Origin of the sequence: Microbacterium esteraromaticum, from assembly GCF_014084045.1 — a bacterium.
Taxonomy (GTDB): Bacteria; Actinomycetota; Actinomycetes; order Actinomycetales; family Microbacteriaceae; genus Microbacterium; species Microbacterium esteraromaticum_D.
Genome location: NZ_CP043732.1, coordinates 1806481 through 1825274, shown reverse-complemented (window position 1 = coordinate 1825274; position 18794 = coordinate 1806481). Strand labels below are relative to the sequence as shown.

The window sequence follows — 18794 nt, the reverse complement described above, 5'->3', positions numbered from 1 at the left end:
CCCTCTCCCTTGCCTGCCTTCGACACTATCCGCAGGCTCGGACATGGCCGGGGCCGGCGATTCCGTCAGCGCCACCAGCCGTCGGCGGGCGTGACGGGAAGGTGCCGCTTGTGGCGCGATGCCCGGTACTTCTGCTCGATGATCGCGGCAGCCCCCCGGTTCACCTCTCGACCCTCGAGGTAGTCGTCGATCTGCTCGTAGGTGAGGCCCAGCTCGTCCTCATCGGGCCGGCCGGGCATGCCGTCGAGCAGATCGGCCGTCGGCACCTTCATGTAGAGGTGCTCGGGCGCGCCGAGCTGCTTGAGCATCGCGCGCCCCTGTCGCTTGTTGAGCCCTGACAGCGGCAGAAGGTCGGCGGCTCCGTCGCCGAACTTCGTGTAGAAGCCGGTCACGGCCTCGGCTGCGTGGTCGGTTCCGATGACCAGAAGTCCATCGTGGCCTCCGAGCGCGTACTGCACGACCATGCGCAGCCTCGCCTTGATGTTGCCGCGGTTGAAGTCGGTGATGCTCTCGCCGAGGCCCTCTTCGAGATCGCGCTCGATGCCCTCCACTCCGTTCTGGATGTTGATCGTCACCGAGCGGTCGGCGGCGACGAAGTCGATCGCGGACTCCGCGTCGGCAGCATCCGCCTGCACCCGGAACGGAAGACGCACGGCCAGGAACATCGCCTCACCGCCCCCGGCGCGCACCCGCTCGACGGCCAGCTGCGCAAGACGGCCGGCGAGGGTGGAGTCCTGTCCGCCCGAGATGCCGAGCACGAATCCCGCGGCGCCGCTCGCGCGCAGGTAGTCCACGAGGAACCCGATCCTCTTCTCGTTCTCGGCCGCGGGGTCGATCTCGGGCTTCACACCCAGGTCTTCGATGATCTGCTGCTGCATGCTCATGGCGCCTCCTTCGTCGGATATCAGTCTCCCCCACCTGAGAGGATGGAGCACGTGAGACTTCTCGTCGCCGCCCTGGCATCCGAACTTCAGGCCTTTCCCGCCGAGCTTCCCGGCTTCGACCGGCTGGTGACCGGCCCCGGCAAGCTCATGGCCGCATACGGCCTGACGCGCGCACTCGACGCGAGGCGCTACGACGAGATCGTCGTCGTGGGCACCGCGGGGGCGGTGGACGACTCGGTCGAATCGGGCATCTACGACGTGAGCGCGGCGATCCAGCACGACGTGCAGGACCTGGACGGCGTGATCGGCCAGCACGTCTCGCTCCCCTCGCGCGTCGAGACGGGTCGCGACGGCGTGACCATCGCGACCGGCGACATCTTTGTCGACGACGCCGACGCGGTCGCGAGGATCCGGGGACTCGGCGGGGTGCTGGTCGACATGGAGACGTTCTCGTTCATCTGGGTGGCGCAGAAGTTCGACGTGCCGATCAGGGTGATGCGCGTGGTCTCGGACCGCGCTCAGGACGGCGCGACGCAGGTGTGGGACGACGTCGTCGCCGCATGCAGCGCTCAGCTGTGGGAGCACATGCGCGCCGAGTACGCCCTCTGATCAGCTCGCGTGCCGCGGCGCGTCGATGACGCTGTGCCCGTCGGGAACCGCTCGCACGGTCAGCTGCGCGGGGATCTGCTCCTGCATCGCCTCGACGTGACTGATCACGCCGACCGTGCGCCCGCCCTGGCGCAGCTCGTCGAGGGTGCGCATCGCCGTCTCGAGCGTGTCGGCGTCGAGTGAGCCGAATCCCTCGTCGATGAACAGCGTGTCGAGCCGGATGCCCCCCGCTCGCGCCGTGACGACCTCGGCGAGGCCCAGCGCGAGCGCGAGCGACGACAGGAACGTCTCGCCGCCGGAGAGCGACTTGGCGGGCCTGGTCTGGCCGGTGAACGCGTCGAACACGACGATGCCGAGACCGGATGCCGCGCCGCGAGCGGCGAGAGCATCGGAATGGCGCAGCTGGTAGCGGCCGTCGGACATGTCATGCAGTCGCAGATTGGCCGCGGCGACGATCTCTTCGAGTTCGGCCGCGAGCACGAACGTCTCGAGGTTCATCTTGCGGGTGTTGCCCGAGCGACCCGCGAGCGCATCGGCGAGGCCGCGAAGCACCTCGAACTCGGCCGCCTGCTCGGCCGACGCCTCATGGGCGTGCGCCGCGGAATCGACCGTCGCCGTGAGACTGCGTTGCACACTCCGCGCCCGACTGTCGGCGTCGACCGAGTCCTGCCAGGCGTCGCGCGCCTGCCGTGCAGTCTGCTCGGCCGGCGCGAGGTCGATCGGCTCCTCAGGGAGCATGCGCATCTCGAGGTCGAGAAGCAGTGCGCGCTCCTTCTTCACCTCTACCGCGTGAGCAGTGATGCGGTCGTCGAGCGCGGCGATGTCAGCCGCGCCCAGCAGCGCCTGCTGTGCCTCTGTGACGTCGTCGAACACCGAGTCCTCGACGGCCTCGGTGAGCTCGTCGCTCGCCACGCGGTCGCGCTCGACCGCGGCTGCATGCGCGTCGATCGCGTCGGCTGCGGCGGTGGCGAGAGCGATCTGCCGCCGCGCCTCGGTGAGGCGGTGCGCGACGCTGTCGTGCTCGCCGCGGGCCTGAGCGATGGTCTCGTCGGCGTCTGCGATTCGCTGCTCGATCAGCGACAGCGCCGTCCGTGAGGCGCTGAGGGCCTCGGATGCCGACGCGCGGCGCTGCTCGACATCGGCGAGATCGCGCTGGAGCTGCTCGACCTGGTCGCCGAGTTCGCGGGCGCGCGCAGCGGCGGTGCCGGCCTCGTCTCGGGCAGCAGCCGCCTCGGCCAGCCGGTCGTGCGCCTCGACGACGTCGAGACCCCCGGAGCGTTCCACGGCGGCGGCGAGCTCGGCGGTGCGCTCGGCGAGCAGCTTTGAGGCGTTCCGCTCGGCCAGGGCGGCCGCATCGCGGACGGCCTCGGCAGCCTCGATGTCGTCCGCAGAGACCGGATCGGCGTGCTCAGCGGGAGCAGGGTGCGCCGTCGATCCGCACACCGCGCACGGCTCGCCGTCGACGAGCGCGGTGGCGAGCTCACCGGCGTAGCCGTCGAGACGGCGACGCCGCAGCCGCGAGAGCTCGGCCTGGGCTCTGGCATGCGCATCCGAGGCATCGGACTCCGCGGCCGCTGCGGCGGCCACATCCGTCGAGAGTCGCTCGACGTCGCGCGCCCCGGCATGCTGCTTCTCGGCGAGGGCGACGGCCTGCGCGGCTGAGTCGAGGCGGTCTCCGGCACGGCGGGCGGTGTCGCGCACCTCCGTCAGCTCGGCGATGCGGGCGGGCAGCGACTCGCGCTCGGAGTCGAGTACGGCGAGGGATTGGGATGCCGCGGCCGCCGCGGTCTGCGCGGAAGCGAGCTCTGATGCACGCTGCGGCGCCGCGGCCTCGAGCTCCGCCGCCTGCTCCCACGCTCCGCTCTCGCGCGTGCGCTCGGAGGCGAAGTCACGGTACGCGGCAGCCGGGGCGTCATCCCGCAGCGCAGCTCCTGAGCGGGTGCGCCCGTCACGCACGGGAGCGGCGGCGGCGAGAGCCGCCTTCTCGAGCTGCGCGGCCTCGGCGCGAGCGGCCGATGCGCGTGATGCGGCGGTGATGAGGGTGCGCAGCGGATCGGCCGCGCGTGCTCGATCCCGCCGCTCCGTGGCATCCGCGATCTCTTCGGCCTGCGCATCCAGCGCCGCCAGCGCTCTGCGAGCGCAGTCGCGATCCGACTGCGCCTGACGCTGCTCTGCGAGCGAGGTCAGCGCGGCATCCGCAGCGGCGTGGGCCTTCTCGGCGGCCGCTCGCTCGGTGCCGAACCGCTCGACGCGATAGTCGGCGCGGGCGATCGCCCGGCGCAGCACGTCGATCCTGGCTTCCGTCGTCTCTGGCGCGGAATCCGCGTCGTCTCCCCACAGCTCGACCTCGGTGACGATCCGCTCGGCCTCCTCGAGTCGAGCCTCCACCGTCGCCCGGCTGCCTCCGAGCGCCTGCTCGGCCGCTCGACGGCGTTCGTCGAATCGCGCCTGATAGTCGGCGAACCGCTCGGTGCCGAACAGCCGGCGCAGCAGCGACTGCCGCTCGCGGCTGTCGGCGAGCAGGAAGTCGGCGAAGCGGTTCTGCGCCAGCAGGATGACCTGCAGGAACTGCTCCTGCGTGAGCTGCAGGATCTCGTTCAGCTCGTTTCCGACGTCGACGGCACGTGCGGCCCGGCCCACCCAGCCCGCATCGGTGAGCTCTTCCAGCGAGACCGCAGCCGCCTGCTTGGTGAGCCCGCCCCCTCGCTTGGCCGGGCGCTGGTACTCGGGTGAGCGGGTCACCCGGAAACGGCCGGCGACGGTGCTGAACTCGACGACCACCTCGGTGATCTCGTCGGGATCGGAGTGGTCGCTGCGCAGCCTCTTCTCACCGCCCTTCTCGTAGCGCGGCACACCGCCGTAGAGACCGAAGCAGACCGCGTCGAGGATGCTCGACTTGCCGGCCCCGGTGCGGCCGGCGATGAGGAAGATGCCGTCGTCGGCGAACGCGTCGAAATCGATGCTCTGCCGCTCGCGGAACGGTCCGAACCCCTCGATCTCGAGGCGATGCAGCTGCATCAGACGAGTGCCTCGGCGCGCACGCGGTCGTCGAGGACCTCGCGGATCAGCTCCGCCTCGCGCTCGGACGCGCCCTGGCCCGCCCGCACGTGCTCGAGGAACGCCTCGATGCGGTCTGCGTCGCTGACCGCGGCGCGCAGCCGCTGCGTGTAGGAGCGCTGGTCGCCGGCATCCGCCTCAGCGGGCTGATGCTGCACGAGTGCGCAGAACGGGAAGCGCTCGCGCAGGCGCCTCATCGGCTCGTGCTGCGGCACCGCATCGGTGTAGACGACGCACACCCAGTCTTCGGCGTGCCGAGCCAGGTCCTCGTCGGCGAGGATCCCATCGAGCGTTCCGGTGAGGGTCGCCAGCGCCCGCGGAACGGGGAGGTCGAGCCATTCGACCGACGCGAGGCCGGCGGCGTCGAGCTCGACGAGCCACGAGCCGCGCTGCCTGTGCTGCTCGCCGAAGCTGTAGTGCAGCGGGGCTCCTGAGTAGCGAACACGGTCGCTCAGCTGCTGGCGGCCGTGGATGTGGCCGAGGGCGACGTAGTCGGGCCCGTCGAATGCGGCGAGCGGCACCAGGTCGAGACCGCCCTGGCGCACCTCGCGCTCGAGCCCGGCGGTGACGTCAACGCCGGCAGCGAAGCAGTGCGCGATGGCGACCGAGCGGCCCTCATGCGCCGCCATGCCCTCGTGCACGAGACGCATCGCGTGGTCGATCACCTGCGCCTGGGTGCGCAGCGCAGGCTCGCCGTCGATCCAGTGCTGACGCACGATGGCCGGCTCGAGATAGGGGATGCCGAAGAAATGAACGGGGCCGTGCTCGTCGTGCACCGTGACGGGCTCTGCGATCGCGAGCGGGTCGGTGAGCACGTGGATGCCGTCTCGCAGCAGGCGGGAGTGGAACCCCAGACGCGCTGCGGAGTCATGGTTGCCGCTCGTCATGACGACGGTGGCGCCGGTCTCGTGCAGGGCGAGGAGGGCATCGTCGAGCAGCGTGTACGCGGACGCCGCCGGGGTGGCCGAATCGAACACGTCACCCGCGACGACCACCACGTCGACCGCGTGCTCACGCACCTGCGCGACCAGCGCGTCGAGCACCTCGGCCAGCGCCGCGAGCGTGGAGTGCCCGTGGAACGTGCGGCCGACGTGCCAGTCGGAGGTGTGCAGGATTCGCATACCCACACGGTATGCAGGGCCTCCGACATCATGTCCGAGGCGTGCCGCGACCCGGCGCACTGCGCCTTCGCCGCGGCTCTCACGGTCAGCGGGGCCGGAGCATATGACGCTTGTCCGGATGCGCGTCGAACCAGTCGGCGACGTACCAGCACACGGGGTCGACGCTGCGGTCGCCCCGCGCCTCGAGGTCGGCGACGGCGCCGGCCACCACTTTGGCCGCATACCCGCGCCCGCGATGGATCGGGATCGTGTACGCCCGTGTCATCGCCACCGTGCTGCCGTCGTCGCGGTAGTCGAGCACGCTGAGCAGCTCGCCGCCACGCGTGAGGGTGTAGCGAGACGCATCCTTCTCGTCGAGGAACACGAAATCGAAGGCACGGGCGGTTGAACTCACCCCACAACGTTACGTCGTGTTTCATGCCCGGGATTGTCACGTTTTGACATGGTGGGTCATCGTGGGAAATAATCACCCCCATGACCACCAACGCAAGCCCTTTGTCCGCCCAGGAGGCGAACGGGACTGCCGGGATGATGATGCCCGGTCGCGTTGGCACGTGTTGCCGAATGTGTTGCTAAGGCGCAACCACCCAGCCTGACTCGCTGAATTCTCCTCGATCTGAGGACGAGTCTCTGAGCGCCCACCCTTCGCGCTCATCTCCCCACCGGCTCCGCCCGGTCATTCGTGCAACGCATCCAGAGCCCTCGGCTCACGCATCCGTGAAGGATCCATCATCATGTCGAACACCGCACTCGTCGAGCGTCCCGTCACCGCCCCCGTTCGCGTCATCTCGCAGGCCGACGCCGCCGCAGACCTCCCCTCCGTCCGCTCGCCGCGCGGCTTCGCCCTCTACGTCGGCATCGACGAGATCAAGGCGGCGTCAGCGGGCGTGAGCCTCCCCGTGCTCGTCGACGCGCTGCGCCGCACGCTCGCGGAGCTCGCCCCGACCGCCGAGACGCACGCGACCGTCGCCCTCGCCCCGCAGTCCGCGGGCGGCCGCGACCTCGATGTCGTGCGCCTCGCGCTTCACGAGCCCGGTGCCATCGCCCGCGCCAACGCGGCGGTCGAGGAGGAGAAGGACGAGGAGTCCGGCGTCGTCGTCGACATCTCCCGCAAGCGCGTGCTGCTCGACGGCGAGTCCGCCTCGTTCACCTACAAGGAGTTCGAGCTGCTGCAGTACCTGGTGCTGCGCGAGGGCCGCACGATCGAGCGCAGCGAGCTGGTCTCGGCGCTGTGGCAGGCGTCGTCGGATGAGGATGCCCCCGGCGAGCGCACCATCGACGTGCACGTGCGGCGCCTCCGGGCCAAGCTCGGTCGCCACGAGGACATCGTGCGCACCGTGCGCGGCGTCGGCTACCGCTTCGACCGCCACGCAGACGTGTCGATCCGCTACGGCCACGGCACCCCCTCGCCCGACCGCTTCTGACCTTCCTCGCCGAGACCCCCACTTCCCGTCGACACCCCCAGGTGTGGACGGAAGCAGATAGGGGTGTCGGCGCAAGGTGGGGGTGTCGGCGGATCAGCCCCGGTCGGGAGGCGCTGTCAGCGGCGGCGCGTAGGGTGCATGCATGACCTTGATGACGGATGCCGTCGCGCACGCGCCGGTGCGGGAGTCCGTCTACAGGCCCCGGGCCGCGCTCGACCTGATGCGCACCGTCGGCATGCTGCGCCGCGGCGCGGGCGACCCGACGATGGTCGTCGACGGCCAGCGGATCTGGATGGCTTTCCGGACGGATGCCGCTGTCGCGACGCTCTGTCTCCGGCGGGGCTCCGAGGGCATCCACGCCGCCGCATGGGGGCCGGGCGCCGAGGAGGCGCTCGACGCCGTGCCGCGGCTGTGCGGCGCGGACGACGACGACACGGGCTTCGATGTGTCGATGCATCCGAAGCTCGGGGAGGTCGCGCGGCGGCATCCGGGCATCCGGATGGCGCGCACCGGCCGCGTCTTCGACGCCCTCGCATGCGCGATCATCGAGCAGAAGGTCACCGGCATGCAGGCGTTCGGAGCGTGGCGGCAGCTCGTCTCCCGCTTCGGGCAGCGCGCGCCGGGGCCGACGCCACGACCGATGTTCGCCTCGCCGTCGCATGAGGTGTGGCGGGGCATCCCGTCGTGGGAGTGGCACCGTGCGGCCGTGGAGCCGCCGCAGTCGCGCACGATCGTGGCCGCCGCGCGGCGCGGCGCGAGCGTCGAGCGCGCCGCGCTGGCTGCGGAAGACGGCGCGGCCCGCGACCGTGTGCTGACCAGTCTGCCGGGTGTGGGGGTGTGGACCTCGGCCGAGACGCGCATCCGTGCGCTCGGCGACCCCGACGCCGTGAGCGTCGGGGACTACCACCTCGCGCACGAGGTCGGCTTCGCGCTGACGGGGCATCGCACCGATGACGACGGGATGCTCGAGCTGCTCGCCCCATGGAGCGGGCACCGCCAGCGCATCATCCGCCTGATCTGGGCATCCGGGTCGCGCGAGCCGCGCCGCGGCGCCCGCCTCGCCCCCGAAGACCACCGCGACCGCTGAGCCCCCGCGCCCGCGGCGCCGCTGTCCCCCGTCTCCCACGGATGTCGGCGCAGATCACAGATGTCGGCAGGAACACGCGATTCCCGCCGACATCCGTGTTTCCCGCCGACATCCGTACGGAGAGCGCGGGATGCCCCGGGCGCATCGACCCGGACGGCTCAGTAGTACACGGCCAGTGGTCCGTGCGGGCCGTCGATCACCTGCACGGGCGTCTCGAACACGCGCGTGAGCACCTCGTCGGTCATGATCTCGGCCGGGGTGCCGAACTCCACGACCTGCCCGTCCTTCATGGCGCAGATCCGGTCGGCGTAATGGCCCGCGAAGTTGATGTCGTGCAGCACGATGACGATCGTGCGACCCAGCTCGTCGGCGGCGCGACGCAGCTGCGCCATCATCGTCACGGCGTGCTTCATGTCGAGGTTGTTCAGCGGCTCGTCGAGCAGCACCACATCCGTGTCCTGTGCGAGCACCATGGCGACGTACGCGCGCTGACGCTGACCGCCCGAGAGCTCGTCGAGGTAGCGGTGCTCGAGCATCCCGAGATCGAGGAAGTCGATCGACCGGCTGATGACGTCCTCATCGGCCCTGGTCAGGCGGCCCTTCGAGTGCGGGAAGCGCCCGAAGCCGACGAGCTGGCGCACCGTCAACCGGGTGACGAAGTGGTTCTCCTGCCGCAGGATCGACACGACCTTGGCGAGGTCGGCCGACTTCGTCGAGGCCACGTCGAATCCGGCGATCTCGATCGCTCCGGCGTCCATCCCCATCAGCCGGCCCACCATCGTGAGCAGCGTCGACTTGCCCGCGCCGTTCGGCCCGATCAGCGCGGTGATCCCTCCCGCCGGGATGACGAGGTCGACCGGCCCGATCGCGACATCGCTCGCGTACTCCCGGCGAACCTTCTCGATGGTGATCACAGGCGGCCCTTCTTGAGGATGACGATGAGGAACACGACGCCGCCGACCAGTTCGATGATGATCGAGACGACGCCCTGCGCGTAGAAGATGTTGCGCATCACGAAGTACGCACCAGACAGGATCGTGAAGGCGGTCAGCACCGCGATCGGGAACACCAGCCGATGATCGTCGGAGCCCGCGAACTGATACGCCAGCGTCGCGACGAGGAAGCCGAGGAACGTCATCGGCCCGACCAGGGCCGTCGAGGTCGCCATCAGCACGGCGACGAGGAAGAGCGTGGTCATCAGCTCGCGCCGGTGGTTCACGCCGAGCGCGTTCGCGGTGTCGGCGCCGAGAGCCATCACGTTGAGGCGCCTGGCGCGCATCCAGAGCAGAGCGGATGCCGTGACGCACAGCGGCACGGCCACCGGAAGATATGACGGATCGGCGTTCGAGATGTTGCCGAACAGGCGCGCGGCCAGTACGTCGAACTCGCTCGGCGTGAGCAGCCGCTGCATGAAGGTGGCGATCGCGCCGAGCCCTCCGCCGATCACGATGCCGATCAGCAGCATGATCTGCAGGTTCGCGTAGCGTCCGGTGAGCAGCCAGCCGTAGAGCAGCATGGCGAGACCCACCATCACGGCGATCTGGATGCCGAACTGCAGCAGCCCCTGCATCGCGACGAGCCCGGCGATGCCGAAGAGGTACACGGACGAGGTCTGCACCGCGCGGTACAGCGACTCGAAGCCGAGGATCGACGGCGTGACGATGCGGTTCGTCGCCACGGTCTGGAAGCTGACGGTCGCCACGGCCTGGCACACCGCGACGATGATCATGACGAGCACGTTGGTGAAACGCAGCTCGGCGATGCGCCAGAATCCGGCGGTGCCGAAGGGCATCGGGTTCTCCCAGGCGAGCAGGCCGACGCCGAAGCCCGCCGACAGGACGATGAGGATCGTCAGCGCGATCAGATAGCGACGTCGCGCACGGGCATCCGCGAACCAGCCCGCCGTTGCGCGTGCGGGCGCGGGCTGCGCGCTCTCGACCGGCCTAAGCACGGCGACGCTGCCTGAGCAGGAGGAGCACGAACACGACGGCGCCGACGATACCGAGGATGAGCGACACCGGCACCTCGAAAGGCATCACGATGATGCGGCCGATCAGGTCGCAGAGCGTGACGATGCCGATGCCCAGCAGGCACACCCACGGCAGGTTGCTGCGCAGGTCGTCTCCGCGCAGCATCGAGACGATGTTGGGCACGATCAGCCCGAGGAAGGGCAGGTTGCCGACGACGACGGTGACCACGCCGGTGACGACGGCGATGAGCGCGGTGCCGAGCAGCATGATGCGGTCGTAGTCGAGTCCGACATTGGTGGCGATCTCCTCGCCGAGGCCGGCGACGGTGAGCCGGTCGGCGACGACGAAGACGATCACACCCACCACGGCCACGATCCAGAGCATCTCGTACTGACCGCGCAGCACCGAGGTGAAGCTGCCGGCGAACCAGACGCCGAGGCTCTGCAGCGTGTTGGTGGCGAGGGCCAGGTAGGTCGACACGGCCCCGACGACCGCGCCGAGCATGATGCCGACGATGGGGACGATCAGCGAGGAGCGCAGCGACACCCTCTTCAGGAACAGGAAGAAGATCATGGTGCCGATGAACGCGGCGACGACGGCGCCTGCCATGCGCAGCGGGAGCGACGGGTGCGGAACCAGCACCATGACCGTGAGCAGGCCGAGCCCCGCCCATTCGGTCGTACCGGTGGTGGTCGGCTCGACGAAGCGGTTCTGCGTCAGCAGCTGCATGACCAGACCGGCCATGGCCATGGAGGCGCCCGCGAGCACGAGCGCGATGGTACGAGGGACGCGGGTGATCTGGAACATCTCGGCGCCGTCGGCGGCGCCCGCGATGTCGTATACGCCGGTGAACAGCGAGGCGACGAGCAGGGCCGCGACGACGAGAATGCCGATCAGCAGCTTCGCGTCGAACAGGCGCCCGCGGGTCGCCGCGCTCGCCCGCCCCGGAGGGGTGGGGTGCGGCTCAGTGGTGGAGGCGATGCGTGTCATGGTGCGGCGCGCGGTGGCATCCGGAACCTGCCGGATGCCACCGCGCCGGTGTCACTTCGAGGACTTCTCGAGCGCGTCGGCGAAGTCGTTGAGGAAGGTCGTGTACGTCTGGATGCTCTCGTTGAGGTACGTGTCCGTGGGCATGTAGACGATCTGCGCGTCCTTGACGGCGGTGACGGATGCCAGTGCCTCGGAGCTCTCGAGGATCTCGGCGGCCTGCACGTAGTTCGGCTCCTCATCGGCGAACACGGCGTCGCGGTCCATCACGAGGATCCAGTCGGGGTTCGACTCGGCGATGGCCTCGACCGAGATGTCATCGCCCTGGTGGTCGTCGGTGGCGCCGTCGACCTCGAGCGCGGGGGTCAGCTCGAGGAGGTCGAAGATCGGGCCGAGCGTGCGGCCGACCTTCGGCGCGATGTAACCGATCTCGCCGCCGGAGGTGGTGACCGCCATCACCTTCTCTGCGTCGTCGTAGGCCTCTTTCGCCCGGGCGATGGCGGCGTCGAAGTCGTCGACGAGCTTCTTCGCCTCCTTCTGCTTGCCGAACACCTCGCCGAGCACGGTGACCTGGCGCTTGAGCTCGTCGTCGAAGGGCTCCCCCTCGCGCGGGTCGAGCTCGAGGATCGTCGCATCGGGCACGAGGCCTGCGAGCTTGTCGTGGTGCTGCGTGAAGCGCTGACCGTTGATGATCAGATCGGGCTCGACGGCGACGACCGACTCGAGGTCGGGCTCGTTGTGGGTGCCGAGGTCGATGATGTCCTCGTCGTCGACGTAGCCGACGGTCTCCGGCATGAGGGCGACGGCACCGGCCGACAGTTCGATGCCCCAGTCGCTCAGGGTCTGGAAGGTGCGGTTGTCGGTCGCGACGACCGACTTCGGCGGGGTGGAGATCTTGTGCGTGCCGTTGTTGTCCTCGACGGTGACGGTCGTGGCCTTGGGAGCGGCCTCTTCGGCTTCGGCGGCGGGACCTGCTGCGCAGCCGGCGAGGGCGAGGACGCTGACGAGACCGAGTGCGGTTCCGCCGAGGATTCGGGGCATGGACATGGAGAGTCTCCTGTTCTGCGATGGTGATGCGCGAGCTGCGCGGGAAGCGAGTCCGTCCTCGCTGCGACTTAGGTTAGCCTTACTTTATGAGCGATGTGAAATCCGGTTTCTCGATCGAACGACAGGGCCTCGATCTGCGCTTCCGCTCCGCGACTCTCGCGGAGCGGGTGTGGCTGGCCCCGAACTACGTGCGCGTGCGCCTGGCGGGTGCCGACCTCGCGGGGTTCAGCTCTCTCGGTGCGGATGACCACATGCGCCTGTTCTTCGCAGCAGGCCCGACCGACTCGGTCGACGAGCTGCGGGCGTCACCCAGCCGCGAGTACACGCCGCTGGCTTGGGGGGACAACTGGCTCGACGTCGAGTTCGCCGTGCACGGCGATGAGGGCGTGGGTGCGCCGTGGGCCGCATCCGCTCCGCTCGGCTCGTTCGTCGGGGTCGGCGGGCCGCGCGGTTCGGCGGTGCTGACCGGCGAGCCGGGATCGTGGCTGCTCGTGGGTGACGAGACCGCGATCCCGGCCATCCGCCGCTTCGCGGCGATGATCCCTGCAGGCGCGCCGGCCCGCATCGTGGTCGAGGTGGCGACCGAGGCCGACCGGGTCGAGATCGGCGCGCCGGTCGAGGTCGAGTGGCTGCACCGGGGCGCCAGCCCGGCGGGCTCGGCCCTGATCGCGTTCGTCGAGGCTCTGAGCGAGGCGGATGCCGTCGGCTCCGACCCCTTCGTGTTCATCGCTGCAGAGCAGTCGATCGTCAAGCCCGGCCGCGCACTGCTCGCCCGCTGGGGCGTCGATGCGGCGAACGCCGTGGTGAAGGGCTACTGGAAGCGCGGCGAGGCCGAGTACCACGCCCCGCACTGACCAACACGCCCCCGCGAGACGTACGTTCCATCATGAAACCGACGCTCAGACGGCAAGTCTCGTGCTGGAACGCAAGTCTCGCGGCTGGGGTGGCCTGCGGCGACGGGCAGCGGCCGGCACGGGCATCCGGGCGAGGGTGCGGCAGACTGAGGGACATGGCGCTCCTCGATCACCTCGGCATCTCCGTCCTCGACATCGAGAGGGCGCGGGCGCAGTTCCATCCGGTGCTGACCGCGCTCGGCTACTCGGTCGGCGTCGAGGCCGAGCACGGCATCTCGTGGGACAACGGCGACGAGACCGAGATCATCGTCTTCCCGATCCGCGACGACGCCGACGCGGTGCCGCACCGTCACGGCGAGGCGGGCTGGCAGCACCTCGCGTTCTCGCTCGGCTCGCGCAGCGAGGTCGACCGACTGCATGCGGTCGCGATGGATGCCGGGTGGACCGCGGTGCGCGAGCCGAAGCTGTACCCGCGGTTCAACGCGAACTACTACGCGTCGTTCGTGGAGGACGAGAGCGGCGTCCGACTCGAGTTCGTGCACAATCCGCCGCGCGAGCAGTGAGCATGCTGGCCGAACGAGACCGCTTCGACGTGCATCCCGCCGAGCCGAGCGGCACGGGAGTGCTGCTGCTCGCGGGTTCGAGCGGACGCCTCGAGACCGCGCGCGCCGAGCTGCTCGCAGCGCACGGCGCGCGGGTGCGCGCGATGCGCTGGTTCGGCGGCGAGGGTCAGCGGCCCGCGCCCCATGAGGTGCCGATCGAGCTGTTCGCCGAGCAGCTCGATCGGCTGCGGCGGGAGTGCGACAGGGTCGTCGTGTTCGGCACGTCGTTCGGCGCGGAGGCCGCGCTGCTGACCGCGACGGTCAGCCCTGTCGATGCGGTCATCGCGGTCGCTCCGACATCGGTCGTCTGGGCCGGCGCGCACGACGGCGCCTGGTCGTCGCACTGGACGCTCGCAGGCGAGCCGGTGCCCTTCGTTCCGTTCATGGACGGCTGGATCCCGGATGCCGATCCGCCGGCGTTCCGCGAGCTGTACGCCTCGAGCCTCCAGCACTTCGCGGAGCGGGCATCGGCCGCCCGGATCGCCGTCGAGCGGATCGGGGGCGAGGTGCTGCTGATCGTCGGCGGGGACGATCAGGTGTGGCCGTCGGATCTGTTCGCGCGGGAGATCGTCGCGGCGCGGAGGCCGGCCGGGCTGATGACGACGGTGATCGGGCATCCGGATGCCGGGCACCGGCTGCTGCTGCCTGGCGAGGAGCCGGCGAGCGGCGGCGTGCACATGGAGCGTGGCGGCACGGCCGCCGCCGACGCCGAGCTCGGCGAGCGCGCCTGGCCCGAGATCCTGCGCGTTCTCGGCGCTCACGGCTGAGCGCCGCTCCTACTCGCGAGACTTCTGTTCCAGCGCGAGACAGCGCCCAATGGGTGCCGTGTCGTGCTGGAAGTGACGTCTCGCGGGGCGGGGAGCGGATGCCGTTGCGGATGTCGGTGGCGCGGCGAATACTTGTCGTCGCCGGGGCGTCCGGCATCCGCCTTCGAAAGGTGAACCATGCCCATCCTGAACCCGTACATCTCGTTCCGCGACAACGCACGCGAGGCCCTCGAGCGCTACCACGAGGTGCTCGGCGGCGACCTGCAGATCATGACCTTCGGCTCGATGCCCGAGATGGGCTACGACCCGAGCGAGAGCGAGCTCGTCATGCACGGCTCGCTCACCACCGACGACGGCATGGTGCTGATGGCGTCGGACACCCCGTCGAGCATGGAGTATCAGGCACCCCAGGGCGTCTCGATCTCGATCGGCGGCGCCGAGGCCGACCGCCTGCGTGCGGTCTGGGACGGCCTGCTCGACGGCGGCACGGCGACGATTCCCCTCGCGCCCGCGCCCTGGGGCGGTGACTTCGGAATGCTCGTCGACCGGTTCGGCGTCGCCTGGATGGTGTCGATCGACACCTGATCGGGTCTCAGTCGACGACCGCGGCGACGGCCTCGATCTCGACCAGCTGATCGTCGTATCCGAGCACGGTGACTCCCATCAGCGTGCTCGGCACGTCATGTGCTCCGAACGCGTCGCGGACGACATTCCAGGCCGAGACGAGGTCTGCCTGCGACGACGAGGCGACGAGCACTCGGGTGCTGATCACGTCGGTGAGCCCTGCGCCCGCCGCGGCGAGCGCGCCGCGCAGGGTGTCGATGCACGCGGCCGCCTGGCCCGCGTAGTCGCCCACCGCAGCCGTCGTGCCGTCGGGGTTCAGCGGACACGCCCCCGCGAGGAAGATGAGCCGGGCGCCTGCGGGCGCGGTGGCGGCGTATGCGTACTGGGCGGCGTCGGACAGCTCGGGCGCGCGGATGAGGGAGACGGCGGTCATCGTCCCAGTCTGCCGTGACGACGCGACTGCGAGGATCGGCCAGACTGTGAGGATGGCGACTTTCGATCACCTCGGCATCACCGTCGATGACGTGCCCTCGGCATCGACCCAGTTCAATCCCGTCTTCGAGGCGCTCGGCTACACGAGGGCGCACGACGGGGAGGATCACGCGTACTGGCGGCGCACCGACGAGCCTGAGATCCTGCTGTACACCGCTCGGGAGAAGGGCACAGGACCGCACGTGCACGGTCGCGTCGGCTGGCAGCACCTCGCCTTCGCGGTCGACTCCAGGGACGAGGTCGACCGGATCCACGACATCGCCGTGGCCGCAGGATGGAGCGAGGTGCGCGAGCCCAAGGACTACCCGCGGTTCAGCGACCGGTACTACGCGTCGTTCGTCGAGGATGCCAACGGCATCCGGCTCGAGATCATGCACAACCCACCGCGCACCGACTGATCACGCGCGCCCGGCGCTCAGGGGATGTGCGTGCGCACGGCGTCGAGGAAGGCCGCCGGGTCGTCCACCGAGATCCGCACCGCGGCGACGGTGACGTCGCCCTGCGGCAGCGGCAGCAGAGTGGGCCGCTCGAGGGCGATCTCGATCTCGGAGTGGTCCTGGATCACCTGATTCAGCACCTGCTCGTCGCCGGCGCCGGTGAGGCTGAGCTGTGGAGCGCCGCTGAGGGAGTGACGGCGCCGCTGCACCGAGGCGATCATCTCCCAGGGCAGGTCGATGTCGACCTCTCCTCCGTGCCGCACTCGGATGCCGTCAGGGCCGACGGAGTGCGGGCGGGTGAGGTGGCTCAGCAGCATGCCGAGCATGGTGAGCACTCCCCAGACGCCGAGGGCGAGCAGGGGCCACCGCAGCCACGCGATGCCGTGCACGAGCAGGTCGATCACGGGGATCTCGATCGCCGAGAGCACGAGGAAGATGATCAGGATCGTGCGGACCGGACGGTCGTAGCTGAATCCAGTCGCTCCGTGCGGGACACGAGGTCGACCCAGGAGCGCGCGGCCGATGCTGCGCCAGCCGGCGGCCTCCATGGCGGTGGCGCGACGGATGCCGTGGCGCAGGCGCTCGGCGCCGTGCAGCTGCGGGGCGATTCGGCGCGGCTCGGCGGTCGCGGCGGCTGCGGTCTGCGTCATCGGCCGCTCCTTTCACGTTGCACTCGTAATGTATCCGTCACCCGTATGCGTTGTCAATACGATCGCAATGTGAAAGCATGGCGGCATGCCGAAGATCGTCGATCCCGCCGAGCGGCGCGCGCTGATCGCCGACGCCCTGTTCCGCGTGATCGTTCGCGACGGGGTCGGCGGGGTCAGTCTGCGCAACGTCGCCGCGGAGGCGAACGTGACCGCGGGCATGGTGCAGCACTACTTCGCGTCGAAGGACGAACTGATGGCGTTCGCGATGCAGACCGCCGCCACACGTTACGAGCAGCGCATCGGCGCATCGGTGGCCGCCCTCGGCGAGGCGCCGTCCCCCGCTGCCGTTGTTCGCGCCGTCCTGCTCAATTTCATCCCGCAGACCGACGACGAGCTGCACGACGGAAGGATCAGCCTGCAGTTCCAGGCCTACGCGGCCATCCGCGACGACCACTCCCGCTCGCTGGCACAGGGCGAGGCGCAGCTCCGGCACTGGTTCACCGAACTGCTCGAACACGCGGCGGATGCCGATGCACAGAGCGCGTCGGCACGCGCGACCGCTCTGCTCGCCACGGCTGAGGGTCTCGGTCTGACCGTGCTGAGCGCCGGGCTTTCGGCATCTGACGCCCTCGCGGCGCTTGACGCGCAACTGATCGCCAACGGCATCCGCTGACGGCGACGATTGGGAATGCCGCTCTTGACGGCCGAGCCCAGCCCCCCTATAATGACACGGCTGTGCCGAGCGGCACAGCAGCCAGCCGAGGAGACGACGGATGACCGCGCAGCAGCGCAACCTTCCCACGGTCCTTGCCTTCGAACCGAAGCGCAACGACCGCGACGAGTCGTACCCTCCGGCGCGCGCCGTGTGACAGCATCCGCTGCTCGCATGCCCCGCACCGTCAGGTCCGGGGCATCTTTCATGAATCCTCCGTGACCTGTGCCCGGCACATCACAGAAGGAAAGGAATCATGGAGAGGCTCTCCGCACGGCTGCTGTCGTGGGCATCGTTGATCGATCAGAAGACACTCGATCAGGCGCGCACCACTGCGACGCTTCCGTTCATCCACCCGCACCTGGCGCTCATGCCGGATGCGCACCTCGGCAAGGGGGCGACGGTCGGCTCGGTCATCCCGACGCTCGGCGCGATCATCCCCGCCGCCGTGGGCGTCGACATCGGCTGCGGCATGATCGCCGTTCGCACGCAGTTCACCGCCTCACAGTTCACCGAGCGCGATCTCGCGCCGCTGCGCGAGGCGATCGAGCGCGCGATCCCGCTGTCAGCGGGGCGGTACAACCGCAAGGTCGTCGCCACCGCCGAGCCGCGGATCGCCGACCTGCAGAGCCTCGCCGAGAAGAACGGGTTCGATCCGGCTTCGTACACCGGCAACTGGATGCTGCAGCTGGGCACCCTCGGCTCAGGGAACCACTTCATCGAGGTCTCCCTCGACGAGCTGGATCGGGTCTGGCTGTTCCTGCACTCCGGGTCGCGCGGCGTGGGCAACAAGATCGCCATGCACCACATCGCGGTCGCGCAGCGAATCGTGAAGCAGTACTGGATCGATCTCCCCGACCCCGACCTGGCCTACCTGGTCGAGGGCACGCCAGAGTTCACCCGGTACATCCGCGAGCTGAGGTGGGCACAGCACTTCGCCCTGCTGAACCGGGAGGAGATGATGGACCGCGTGGTGCGCCAGGTGTCGGAGTTCGCGGGGGCGGAGGTGCAGGAGCAGGAGCGGATCAACTGCCACCACAACTTCACCGAGTCCGAGAAGCACTTCGGCAAGCAGGTCTGGGTGTCGCGGAAGGGGGCGATCCAGGCAGACGCCGGTCGCGCCGGGCTCATCCCAGGCTCGATGGGAACCGCCTCGTACGTCGTGGAGGGACTCGGCAATCCGCTGTCGCTGAACTCGTCGCCGCACGGCGCCGGGCGGGAGTACTCGCGGTCGGCGGCGCGGCGCACGTTCACGCGCGAGCAGCTGCGTGAGGCGATGGTCGGAATCGAGTTCCGTGACACCGACGCCTTCATCGACGAGATCCCGCAGGCGTACAAGCCGATCGATCAGGTGATGGCGGATGCCGCCGATCTCGTGACCATCCGGCACACGCTGCGGCAGATCGTCAACGTGAAGGGCGACTGATCACCCCGAGACTTCACTTCCGGCATGGGACCTGCACTCGTGCACGCTGTCTCAAGCTGGAAGTGAAGTCTCGCGAGGACAGCGTCCACTCGAGCCGAACTCGC

General features: G+C 69.6%; 20 protein-coding genes. 10 read left to right on the top strand and 10 right to left on the bottom strand.

The genetic code is table 11. The features are described from left to right. Positions 1-65 precede the first annotated feature (65 nt). Entirely contained in the window at positions 66-884 is an 819-nt protein-coding gene (gene nadE, locus FVO59_RS08660) for an NAD(+) synthase (RefSeq protein ID WP_182252269.1), read from the bottom strand. Between the two features lie 51 nt (positions 885-935). Here nadE and FVO59_RS08655 point away from each other — a divergent pair, with 51 nt between their 5' ends. After that, positions 936-1493, top strand: a complete 558-nt coding sequence (locus tag FVO59_RS08655) for a phosphorylase family protein (protein WP_182252268.1) — start codon at positions 936-938, stop codon at positions 1491-1493. On the opposite strand, the gene FVO59_RS08650 is transcribed toward FVO59_RS08655, so the two are convergent. From FVO59_RS08650 to FVO59_RS08640, 3 genes are all read right to left on the bottom strand, one after another. Continuing rightward, positions 1494-4511: an AAA family ATPase gene (locus FVO59_RS08650; RefSeq protein WP_182252267.1), complete on the bottom strand. Its 3018-nt coding sequence runs from the start codon at positions 4509-4511 to the stop codon at positions 1494-1496. Then, entirely contained in the window at positions 4511-5671 is a 1161-nt protein-coding gene (locus FVO59_RS08645) for an exonuclease SbcCD subunit D (protein ID WP_182252266.1), read from the bottom strand. Before FVO59_RS08645 ends, FVO59_RS08650 begins: the two co-directional genes overlap by 1 nt. An 85-nt stretch (positions 5672-5756) precedes the next feature. Beyond that, on the bottom strand, positions 5757-6065 hold the full coding sequence (locus FVO59_RS08640) for a GNAT family N-acetyltransferase (RefSeq protein WP_182252265.1): 309 nt from the start codon (positions 6063-6065) through the stop codon (positions 5757-5759). Between the two features lie 340 nt (positions 6066-6405). On the opposite strand from FVO59_RS08640, the gene FVO59_RS08635 reads away from it, so the two are divergent. Continuing rightward, a complete protein-coding gene (locus FVO59_RS08635; protein ID WP_182252264.1) occupies positions 6406-7095 on the top strand; it encodes a winged helix-turn-helix domain-containing protein in 690 nt (229 codons plus the stop codon). Between the two features lie 142 nt (positions 7096-7237). Beyond that, positions 7238-8182, top strand: coding sequence for a DNA-3-methyladenine glycosylase family protein (locus tag FVO59_RS08630; RefSeq protein WP_182252263.1), 945 nt, complete (start codon positions 7238-7240; stop codon positions 8180-8182). 158 nt (positions 8183-8340) lie between these two features. On the opposite strand, the gene FVO59_RS08625 is transcribed toward FVO59_RS08630, so the two are convergent. From FVO59_RS08625 to FVO59_RS08610, 4 genes are read right to left on the bottom strand one after another with little or no spacing between them, the layout of a single operon-like run. Next, positions 8341-9096, bottom strand: coding sequence for an iron ABC transporter ATP-binding protein (locus FVO59_RS08625; RefSeq protein ID WP_182252262.1), 756 nt, complete (start codon positions 9094-9096; stop codon positions 8341-8343). Continuing rightward, positions 9093-10133 carry an iron chelate uptake ABC transporter family permease subunit gene (locus FVO59_RS08620; protein WP_182252261.1) on the bottom strand — a complete coding sequence of 347 codons (1041 nt, stop codon included), beginning with the start codon at positions 10131-10133 and terminating at the stop codon, positions 9093-9095. The genes FVO59_RS08625 and FVO59_RS08620 overlap by 4 nt, the downstream gene beginning before the upstream one ends. Further along, a complete protein-coding gene (locus tag FVO59_RS08615) occupies positions 10126-11142 on the bottom strand; it encodes an ABC transporter permease (RefSeq protein ID WP_182252260.1) in 1017 nt (338 codons plus the stop codon). Before FVO59_RS08615 ends, FVO59_RS08620 begins: the two co-directional genes overlap by 8 nt. Positions 11143-11193: 51 nt before the next feature. After that, positions 11194-12186 carry a siderophore ABC transporter substrate-binding protein gene (locus FVO59_RS08610; protein ID WP_182252259.1) on the bottom strand — a complete coding sequence of 331 codons (993 nt, stop codon included), beginning with the start codon at positions 12184-12186 and terminating at the stop codon, positions 11194-11196. Between the two features lie 86 nt (positions 12187-12272). Between FVO59_RS08610 and FVO59_RS08605 the strand changes: the two genes are divergently transcribed. The 4 genes from FVO59_RS08605 to FVO59_RS08590 all read left to right on the top strand — a co-directional run bounded on the left by FVO59_RS08605 (position 12273) and on the right by FVO59_RS08590 (position 14994). Then, positions 12273-13040, top strand: coding sequence for a siderophore-interacting protein (locus FVO59_RS08605; RefSeq protein ID WP_182252258.1), 768 nt, complete (start codon positions 12273-12275; stop codon positions 13038-13040). 155 nt (positions 13041-13195) lie between these two features. Then, positions 13196-13603 carry a VOC family protein gene (locus tag FVO59_RS08600; protein WP_182252257.1) on the top strand — a complete coding sequence of 136 codons (408 nt, stop codon included), beginning with the start codon at positions 13196-13198 and terminating at the stop codon, positions 13601-13603. Between the two features lie 2 nt (positions 13604-13605). After that, on the top strand, positions 13606-14409 hold the full coding sequence (locus tag FVO59_RS08595; RefSeq protein ID WP_182252256.1) for an alpha/beta fold hydrolase: 804 nt from the start codon (positions 13606-13608) through the stop codon (positions 14407-14409). A 177-nt stretch (positions 14410-14586) separates the two neighbouring features. Then, entirely contained in the window at positions 14587-14994 is a 408-nt protein-coding gene (locus FVO59_RS08590; RefSeq protein ID WP_182252255.1) for a VOC family protein, read from the top strand. A 7-nt stretch (positions 14995-15001) separates the two neighbouring features. Here FVO59_RS08590 and FVO59_RS08585 read toward each other — a convergent pair whose 3' ends face one another. After that, positions 15002-15406 carry a RidA family protein gene (locus FVO59_RS08585; protein ID WP_182252254.1) on the bottom strand — a complete coding sequence of 135 codons (405 nt, stop codon included), beginning with the start codon at positions 15404-15406 and terminating at the stop codon, positions 15002-15004. Positions 15407-15458: 52 nt separating this feature from the next. Between FVO59_RS08585 and FVO59_RS08580 the strand changes: the two genes are divergently transcribed. Next, positions 15459-15863: a VOC family protein gene (locus FVO59_RS08580; RefSeq protein ID WP_182252253.1), complete on the top strand. Its 405-nt coding sequence runs from the start codon at positions 15459-15461 to the stop codon at positions 15861-15863. A 17-nt stretch (positions 15864-15880) separates the two neighbouring features. Here FVO59_RS08580 and FVO59_RS08575 read toward each other — a convergent pair whose 3' ends face one another. After that, on the bottom strand, positions 15881-16552 hold the full coding sequence (locus tag FVO59_RS08575) for a hypothetical protein (protein WP_182252252.1): 672 nt from the start codon (positions 16550-16552) through the stop codon (positions 15881-15883). Between the two features lie 85 nt (positions 16553-16637). Here FVO59_RS08575 and FVO59_RS08570 point away from each other — a divergent pair, with 85 nt between their 5' ends. Together FVO59_RS08570 and FVO59_RS08565 are read left to right on the top strand one after the other, a co-directional pair. Next, entirely contained in the window at positions 16638-17225 is a 588-nt protein-coding gene (locus tag FVO59_RS08570; RefSeq protein WP_182252251.1) for a TetR/AcrR family transcriptional regulator, read from the top strand. A 295-nt stretch (positions 17226-17520) separates the two neighbouring features. Then, entirely contained in the window at positions 17521-18690 is a 1170-nt protein-coding gene (locus tag FVO59_RS08565; RefSeq protein WP_182252250.1) for an RtcB family protein, read from the top strand. Positions 18691-18794 lie beyond the last annotated feature (104 nt).

What these genes read in the sequence shown, in the direction of transcription:
- FVO59_RS08575 (WP_182252252.1), bottom strand. Translation starts at nt 16,552, where the DNA reads ATGACGCAGACCGCAGCCGCCGCGACCGCCGAGCCGCGCCGAATCGCC.
- FVO59_RS08595 (WP_182252256.1), top strand. Translation starts at nt 13,606, where the DNA reads ATGCTGGCCGAACGAGACCGCTTCGACGTGCATCCCGCCGAGCCGAGC.
- FVO59_RS08590 (WP_182252255.1), top strand. Translation starts at nt 14,587, where the DNA reads ATGCCCATCCTGAACCCGTACATCTCGTTCCGCGACAACGCACGCGAG.
- FVO59_RS08600 (WP_182252257.1), top strand. Translation starts at nt 13,196, where the DNA reads ATGGCGCTCCTCGATCACCTCGGCATCTCCGTCCTCGACATCGAGAGG.
- FVO59_RS08610 (WP_182252259.1), bottom strand. Translation starts at nt 12,186, where the DNA reads ATGTCCATGCCCCGAATCCTCGGCGGAACCGCACTCGGTCTCGTCAGC.
- FVO59_RS08565 (WP_182252250.1), top strand. Translation starts at nt 17,521, where the DNA reads ATGGAGAGGCTCTCCGCACGGCTGCTGTCGTGGGCATCGTTGATCGAT.
- FVO59_RS08605 (WP_182252258.1), top strand. Translation starts at nt 12,273, where the DNA reads ATGAGCGATGTGAAATCCGGTTTCTCGATCGAACGACAGGGCCTCGAT.
- FVO59_RS08580 (WP_182252253.1), top strand. Translation starts at nt 15,459, where the DNA reads ATGGCGACTTTCGATCACCTCGGCATCACCGTCGATGACGTGCCCTCG.
- FVO59_RS08615 (WP_182252260.1), bottom strand. Translation starts at nt 11,142, where the DNA reads ATGACACGCATCGCCTCCACCACTGAGCCGCACCCCACCCCTCCGGGG.
- FVO59_RS08645 (WP_182252266.1), bottom strand. Translation starts at nt 5,671, where the DNA reads ATGCGAATCCTGCACACCTCCGACTGGCACGTCGGCCGCACGTTCCAC.
- nadE (WP_182252269.1), bottom strand. Translation starts at nt 884, where the DNA reads ATGAGCATGCAGCAGCAGATCATCGAAGACCTGGGTGTGAAGCCCGAG.
- FVO59_RS08585 (WP_182252254.1), bottom strand. Translation starts at nt 15,406, where the DNA reads ATGACCGCCGTCTCCCTCATCCGCGCGCCCGAGCTGTCCGACGCCGCC.
- FVO59_RS08630 (WP_182252263.1), top strand. Translation starts at nt 7,238, where the DNA reads ATGACCTTGATGACGGATGCCGTCGCGCACGCGCCGGTGCGGGAGTCC.
- FVO59_RS08650 (WP_182252267.1), bottom strand. Translation starts at nt 4,511, where the DNA reads ATGCAGCTGCATCGCCTCGAGATCGAGGGGTTCGGACCGTTCCGCGAG.
- FVO59_RS08570 (WP_182252251.1), top strand. Translation starts at nt 16,638, where the DNA reads ATGCCGAAGATCGTCGATCCCGCCGAGCGGCGCGCGCTGATCGCCGAC.
- FVO59_RS08635 (WP_182252264.1), top strand. Translation starts at nt 6,406, where the DNA reads ATGTCGAACACCGCACTCGTCGAGCGTCCCGTCACCGCCCCCGTTCGC.